The organism is Streptomyces recifensis, assembly GCF_002154615.1.
Taxonomy (GTDB): Bacteria; Actinomycetota; Actinomycetes; order Streptomycetales; family Streptomycetaceae; genus Streptomyces; species Streptomyces griseoluteus.
Map to the genome: position 1 here is coordinate 1 of NZ_MUNH01000164.1, position 6,644 is coordinate 6,644.

General features: G+C 70.6%; 8 protein-coding genes and 1 tRNA gene. 5 read left to right on the forward strand and 4 right to left on the reverse strand.

Annotation, left to right across the window (positions count from 1 at the left end):
- The 3 genes from CCN33_RS10655 to CCN33_RS10665 form a co-directional block, all read right to left on the reverse strand.
- On the reverse strand, positions 1–776 hold a 776-nt coding region (locus tag CCN33_RS10655; protein ID WP_107483923.1), incomplete at its 3' end, for a chaplin family protein.
- A gap of 121 nt (positions 777–897) precedes the next feature.
- Positions 898–1,131 (reverse strand): chaplin ChpH, encoded by a 234-nt coding sequence (gene chpH, locus CCN33_RS10660; RefSeq protein WP_030812634.1) that lies wholly within the window; start codon positions 1,129–1,131, stop codon positions 898–900.
- Positions 1,132–1,278: 147 nt separating this feature from the next.
- Complete coding sequence (locus tag CCN33_RS10665; protein WP_086693407.1) at positions 1,279–2,604, reverse strand: M20/M25/M40 family metallo-hydrolase; 1,326 nt, start codon at positions 2,602–2,604, stop codon at positions 1,279–1,281.
- 187 nt (positions 2,605–2,791) lie between these two features.
- Here CCN33_RS10665 and CCN33_RS10670 point away from each other — a divergent pair.
- Both CCN33_RS10670 and CCN33_RS10675 read left to right on the forward strand, forming a co-directional pair.
- A tRNA-Leu gene (locus CCN33_RS10670) sits at positions 2,792–2,879 on the forward strand.
- 74 nt (positions 2,880–2,953) lie between these two features.
- The gene (locus tag CCN33_RS10675; protein WP_086693411.1) at positions 2,954–3,364 is read left to right on the forward strand and encodes a YchJ family protein; all 411 of its coding nucleotides are present in this window, start codon (positions 2,954–2,956) and stop codon (positions 3,362–3,364) included.
- Positions 3,365–3,371: 7 nt separating this feature from the next.
- Here the strand turns inward: CCN33_RS10675 and CCN33_RS10680 are convergent, their stop codons facing one another.
- A complete protein-coding gene (locus CCN33_RS10680; protein ID WP_086693408.1) occupies positions 3,372–4,073 on the reverse strand; it encodes a FadR/GntR family transcriptional regulator in 702 nt (233 codons plus the stop codon).
- Between the two features lie 141 nt (positions 4,074–4,214).
- On the opposite strand from CCN33_RS10680, the gene CCN33_RS10685 reads away from it, so the two are divergent.
- The 3 genes from CCN33_RS10685 to CCN33_RS10695 form a co-directional block, all read left to right on the forward strand.
- Positions 4,215–4,727, forward strand: a complete 513-nt coding sequence (locus CCN33_RS10685; protein ID WP_208621707.1) for a gluconokinase — start codon at positions 4,215–4,217, stop codon at positions 4,725–4,727.
- Positions 4,728–4,816: 89 nt separating this feature from the next.
- Complete coding sequence (locus CCN33_RS10690; protein ID WP_086693410.1) at positions 4,817–6,214, forward strand: GntP family permease; 1,398 nt, start codon at positions 4,817–4,819, stop codon at positions 6,212–6,214.
- A gap of 13 nt (positions 6,215–6,227) precedes the next feature.
- Positions 6,228–6,644: SDR family NAD(P)-dependent oxidoreductase (locus CCN33_RS10695; protein WP_140394505.1), on the forward strand; the 417-nt coding region annotated here is incomplete at its 3' end.

The following is a 6,644-nucleotide window of genomic DNA, read 5'->3' on the forward strand; positions in this document are numbered from 1 at the left end:
CCGCCCGAGGCGTGGCCGTAGCCGGCCTGGGAAGCCCCCTGCGGGGTGTGGCGACCGCCGGTGGACGGGGTGGTGGGCGTGCTGGGGGTGCTCGGCCGCCCCGGAGTGCCGGGGTTGCCCGGCTGACCGGGGCTGCCCGGAGTTCCGGGGTGCCCAGGGTTGCCGGGCGTACCGGGGTTCCCGGGAGTGCCAGGGTTGCCGGGCGTACCAGGATTGCCAGGGTTGTCCGGAGTTCCGGGGTGGCCGGGGTGGTGCTCATGGTGTCCGGGCGGGCAGTCCCCGTGGTGCCCGGGCCCGCCGGGGTGGCCCGGATGCCCCGGCGTCCCCGGATTGCCGGGCCGGTCCGGCGGAGTCCCGTGCCCCGCGTTCCCGCACTGGTTGCCCGCAGCCGGATTCCCCACGCCGATCACGTCGACGCTGTTCCCGCACAGGTTGACCGGCACGTCCACCGGCACCTGGACGGTGTTCCCGGAGCCGACCCCCGGTGAGCCGGTGGTGCGGGCGCCGGCGTGCGCGCCCCCCGACGCACCGGGCGCCCCGTTGCCGCAGGCGTTGCCGACGGCCGGGTTGAGCAGGCCCACCACGTCGACGGTGTTGCCGCAGGCGTTCACCGGTACGTGGACCGGGACCTGCACGGTGTTGCCGGACAGCACGCCGGGCGAGCGGGCGGCGGAGCCGGCCGCGCCCGCGTCGGCGTGCGCGTATCCACTGGCCGCCGCGATCACTCCGGTCGCGGCCGCCATCGTCATCAGGCCCTTACGGGTGCCCTGTCGCATGTTCTGATCCCCCCTGGGATGTCCCTGCTTCGACTGGGTGCGGAACCGGTCGGCCCCGGAGCGCGGAGATCGCGCTTCCGGGGCCGACGGTTCGCTGAAGACGCCTTGTGAACGGCTGACGTCAGTCGTTGACGCAGGTGTTGCCGAAGGCGGGGTTCAGGAGCCCGATCACGTTGACCGTGTTGCCGCAGACGTTCACCGGAACGTGCACCGGCACCTGGACGACATTGCCGGACAGGACGCCCGGCGAACCCACGGCGGCACCGCTGGCACCGGCGTCGGCGGCGGCCATGCCCGCGCCCGCGAGAACCAGTCCACCGGTGGCGACCGCGGCAGCGACGACCTTCTTGATCATTATTCCTCCTAGTTGGAAACGCGGCCCCAAGGTGCGGGGTCACATCACGAGTAACGAGGAGGGAGTAATCGGGCTACGAGCTTATCGTCGCATTCACTCTTCTCAGTTGATCTCGTACGCCTGCCTGATTACCGGCGGCGGCATCCGTCAGGAGGCGTCGATGAAACGGTCGAGCACCCGCACGCCGAACTGGAGCCCGTCGACCGGAACCCGCTCGTCCACGCCGTGGAACATCCCGGCGAAGTCCAGCTCCGGCGGCAGCTTGAGCGGCGCGAAGCCGAAGCCGCGGATGCCGAGGTCGTCGAACGACTTGGCGTCCGTACCGCCGGAGAGCATGTACGGCACCGCACGCGCGATCGGGTCCTCGGCCAGCAGTGCGGACTGCATGGCCTCCACGAGGGCACCGTCGAAGCTGGTTTCGACCGCCTTGTCCGCATGGACGTCCGAGCGCCGCACGTTCGGCCCCAGCAGCCGGTCGAGGTCGGTGAGGAACTCCTCCTCGTGGCCCGGCAGGAAGCGGCCGTCGATGTGTGCGGTGGCCTCGCCGGGGATGACATTGACCTTGTAACCGGCGTTCAGCTGGGTCGGGTTGGCGGTGTTGCTGAGGGTGGCGCCGATGAGCTTGGCGATGCCGCCGAGCCTGGCGAGGGTCGACTCCATGTCCTCGGGGTCGAGTTCGGTGCCGAGCGCGTCGCCGAGTTCGTCCAGGAAGGCGCGGGTGGTCTTGGTGACCCGCACCGGGAACTTGTGGCGGCCGACGCGGGCGACCGCCTCGGACAGCTCGGTGATGGCGTTGTCGCGGTGGATCATCGAACCGTGCCCGGCGGTGCCGGCCACGGTCAGCTTCATCCAGTGCATGCCCTTCTCGGCCGTCTGGATCAGATAGAGCCGCCGCTGCTCGTTCACCGTGAAGGAGAACCCGCCGACCTCGCTGATCGCCTCGGTGACGCCCTCGAACAGCCCGGGGTGGTTGTCGACCAGGTACCGGGCACCGTAGGTGCCGCCCGCCTCCTCGTCGGCGAGGAAGGCGACGACGATGTCGCGCGGGGGCTTGCGCCCGCTGCGCAGCCGGTCGCGGACGACCGCCAGGGTCATCGCGTCCATGTCCTTCATGTCGACGGCCCCGCGCCCCCACACGCACCCGTCGGCGACCTCGCCGGAGAAGGGGTCGTGGGTCCAGTCGTCCGCGTTGGCCGGTACGACGTCCAGGTGGCCGTGGATCAGCAGCGCCGGCCGGGACGGGTCCTCGCCCTCGATGCGGGCGACGGTGGACGCGCGCCCCGGATGCGACTCGAAGATCTTCGGCTCCAGTCCGACCTCGGCGAGCTTCCCGGCGACGTACTCGGCGGCGGCGCGCTCGCCGGGGCCGGAGTGGTCGCCGTAGTTGCTGGTGTCGAACCGGATCAGCTCGCGGCAGAGGTCCACGACCTCGTCCTCACCGGTGACGCCCCTGGCCGTGTCCGTCTCGCTCACGCTGCTTCCTCCCGCTGTCACTGCTGGTGGGTCACCCCCATCCTCCCCCTGCCCGGCCCGTTCTCGTCACCCCGCCACAGGGCGTTCACACAGCGGGGGCTCGGGCCGGGGGGTGATCGGACACCCTCGAAAGCCTGGTAATGTTTCCTTCGTCGCCGCGGGGAACACCCCGCACGACAGACACCTTGTCCGGGTGGCGGAATGGCAGACGCGCTAGCTTGAGGTGCTAGTGCCCTTTATCGGGCGTGGGGGTTCAAGTCCCCCCTCGGACACCACTGGAGGACCCCTGTCGATCAGGGGTCCTTCTGCTTGTCCGGGGTCCGGGCGCGGGTCCGGCACAATGGCGCGCATGGCCCGTCGCACCTCCCGTACGCCTTCCCGTACCGCCGCTCCCGCCTCCTGCCCCTGCGGGCTGCCGGGGGCCTACGCCGACTGCTGCGGGCGGTTCCACTCGGGGGGCGTCGCCGCGCCCAGCGCGGAGGCGCTGATGCGGTCGCGGTACAGCGCGTTCGTGGTGGGGGACGTGGAGTATCTGGTGCGGACCTGGCATCCGCGGACGCGGCCCGAAGAGCTCGATCTCGATCCCGGTACGCGGTGGACGGGGCTGGAGATCCTGGACACCGAGGGTGGTTCGGCCTTCCACACGACCGGGACCGTGACGTTCCGGGCCTCGTACCGGGGCGGTTCGCTGCACGAGCGGAGCCGGTTCGAGCGGGTGGACGGGGCATGGGTGTACGTCGACGGGGAGTTCCTCGACTGATCCCGCCCTACGGCACGAGGATGTCGAGTTCCTGGAGCGCGCCCACGGTGATCTCCCTCGTCAGTTCCTCCGCGCGGGCGCTGTCGCCGGCGCGGACGGCCTCGGCGACCCGGACGTGCAGGGTGACGGCCGGCGGGTCGGGGTCGGCGAACATCACGTCGTGATGGGTGCGGCCCGCGAGGACCTCGGCGACGACGTCCCCGAGCCGGGCGAACATCTCGTTGCCGGACGCCGTGAGGATGATCCGGTGGAAGGCGATGTCGTGGATCAGGTACTGGTCCAGTTTGTGGCCGCGTGAGTTGGCGACCATGCCGAGGGCGCACTCGGTGAGTTCGGCGCACTGCTCGGCGGTGGCGTTGCGGGCGGTCAGGCCCGCGGCGACGGGCTCGATCGCGGAGCGCAGCACGGTCAGCGAGCGCAGTTGGTGCGGGCGGTCGGCGCCCGCGAGGCGCCAGCGGATGACCTGCGGATCGTAGACGTTCCACTCGTGCTTGGGGCGGACCGTGACGCCGACGCGGCGGCGGGAGGCGACCAGGTGCATGGACTCCAGCACGCGCACCGCCTCGCGCATGACGGAGCGGGAGACGTCGAACTGCTGGGCGAGTTCGTCGGTACGCAGCACGCTGCCCGGCGGGTACTCGCCCGCCGTGATCGCGGGGCCGAGGGTGTCCAGTACGCGGCCGTGCAGCCCCCGGCCCGGTGTGCTCATGCACTCAGCGTACGGCCTGGATCACAGCCATAAAAAGTCAGACTTATATGTCACACCCACTTGAATTTGTCGTACCTAATGGGTTTCAGTACATCGACGCCGGAGAACGGCGTCGATGTCGAAGAAGACAGCGAGGCAGTCATGCGCACCCCCCAGGTCGTCGTCGTGATGGGCGTCGCCGGGACGGGCAAGACCACGATCGGTCCTTTGCTCGCCGCCCGGCTGGGCGTCCCGTACGCCGAGGGCGACGACTTCCACCCGCAGGCGAACATCGACAAGATGTCGGCGGGCACCCCCCTGGAAGACGCCGACCGGTGGCCGTGGCTCGATGCCATCGGGCGCTGGGCGCACGGCCGGGCGGGGCTCGGCGGGGTGGTCAGCAGCTCGGCGCTGAAGCGGTCGTACCGCGACCGGCTGCGGGCCGAGGCCCCCGGTGTGGTGTTCGTGCACCTGACCGGCAGCCGTGAGCTGATCGAGAGCCGGATGTCCCAGCGTCAGGGTCACTTCATGCCGACCGCGCTGCTGGACTCGCAGTTCGCCACGCTCCAGCCGCTCGAGGCGGACGAGGCGGGTGTCGCCGTCGACGTCAGCGGGTCCCCCGAGGAGATCACCGAGCGGGCGGCCGAGGCTCTGGCCGCGTTCGCCGCCGCGTAGTCCCCCTCCGCGGAACCGCAGTACCGCAGTACCCCCTTTTCTCCACCCCCCTCATGTCCCCCGAATCCCCGTAACCGCAAGGGAATCCCGTGACCAGACTCAGCGTCGAGATGCTGGCAGCGGACACCGTCCAGCCGATCACCTCGGCCGGCCACGCCCAGCTGGGCATAGCCGTCCTGGCGGGCATCGCCGTCATCGTTTTTCTCATCACCAAGTTCAAGCTCCACGCCTTCCTGGCCCTGACCATCGGTTCGCTGGTGCTCGGGGCGGTGGCCGGTGCCCCGCTCGACAAGGCGATCGTGAGCTTCACGACCGGCCTGGGCAGCACGGTCGCCGGTGTCGGTGTGCTGATCGCGCTGGGCGCGATCCTCGGCAAGCTGCTCGCCGACTCCGGCGGCGCCGACCAGATCGTCGACACGATCCTCGCCAAGGCGGGCGGCCGTGCGATGCCGTGGGCCATGGTGCTCATCGCGTCCGTGATCGGTCTGCCGCTGTTCTTCGAGGTCGGCATCGTGCTGCTGATCCCGGTCGTCCTGATGGTCGCCCGGCGCGGCAACTACTCGCTGATGCGCATCGGCATCCCGGCGCTGGCCGGTCTGTCCGTGATGCACGGCCTGATCCCGCCGCACCCCGGCCCGCTGGTCGCCATCGACGCGGTCAAGGCCAACCTGGGCGTCACGCTGGCGCTCGGCATCGTGGTCGCCATCCCGACCGTGATCATCGCCGGTCCGCTGTTCTCCAAGGTCGCCGCCCGCTGGGTGGACGTCCAGGCGCCGGACCGGATGATCCCGGAGCGCGCCTCGGAGAGCCTGGAGCGTCGTCCGGGCTTCGGCGCCACGCTGGCCACCGTGCTGCTGCCGGTGGTGCTGATGCTGGCGAAGGCCCTGGTGGACATCGTCATCGACGACCCGGCCAACATGACCCAGCGGGTCTTCGACGTGGTCGGCTCCCCGCTGATCGCGCTGCTCGCCGCGGTGATCGTCGGCTTCTTCACGCTGGGCCGCCCCGCGGGCTTCACCAAGGGCCGGCTCCAGCAGACCGTCGAGAAGGGCCTGATGCCGATCGCCGGCATCCTGCTGATCGTCGGCGCGGGCGGTGGCTTCAAGCAGACGCTGATCGACTGCGGTGTGGGCCAGATGATCCTGGACATCTCCAAGGACTGGTCGATCCCGGCGCTGCTGCTGGCCTGGCTGATCGCGGTGGCGATCCGGCTCGCGACCGGCTCCGCCACGGTGGCGACGGTCTCGGCGGCCGGTCTGGTCGCGCCGCTCGCGGCCGACATGTCGACCACGCACACGGCCCTGCTGGTGCTGGCCATCGGCGCCGGTTCGCTCTTCTTCAGCCATGTCAACGACGCCGGCTTCTGGCTGGTGAAGGAGTACTTCGGCCTGAGCGTCGGCCAGACGGTGAAGACCTGGTCGGTGATGGAGACCATCATCTCGGTGGTCGCCGGCGGCCTGGTCCTGCTGCTGTCACTGGTCATCTAGGAGCGGTACGGCGATGACGGCTCACCCTCTCTTCGACATCAGCGGACGTACGGCCCTGGTCACCGGTTCCAGCCGGGGCATCGGACTCGCCCTGGCCCGTGGGCTCGCCGAGGCGGGCTGCACCGTGGTCCTCAACGGACGTGACGGTGACCGCCTCGCGCGGGCGGCGGCGGAACTGCCGGGCGACCTGGTGCACACGGCGGTGTTCGACGTGACCGACGGCCCCTCGGTGGCCGCCGGGATCGCCGAGGTCGAGGAGCGGGTGGGCCCGCTGGACATCCTGGTCAACAACGCGGGGATGCAACTGCGGGCGCCGCTGCTGGAGTTCACCGACTCCGACTGGCACCGCATCCTCGACACCAATCTCACCAGCGCGTTCCTCACCGGCCGCGAGGCCGCCCGGCGGATGACCGGGCGCGGGCACGGCAAG

What these genes read in the sequence shown, in the direction of transcription:
- CCN33_RS10685 (WP_208621707.1), top strand. Translation starts at nt 4,215, where the DNA reads ATGCGCACCCCCCAGGTCGTCGTCGTGATGGGCGTCGCCGGGACGGGC.
- CCN33_RS10675 (WP_086693411.1), top strand. Translation starts at nt 2,954, where the DNA reads ATGGCCCGTCGCACCTCCCGTACGCCTTCCCGTACCGCCGCTCCCGCC.
- CCN33_RS10680 (WP_086693408.1), bottom strand. Translation starts at nt 4,073, where the DNA reads ATGAGCACACCGGGCCGGGGGCTGCACGGCCGCGTACTGGACACCCTC.
- chpH (WP_030812634.1), bottom strand. Translation starts at nt 1,131, where the DNA reads ATGATCAAGAAGGTCGTCGCTGCCGCGGTCGCCACCGGTGGACTGGTT.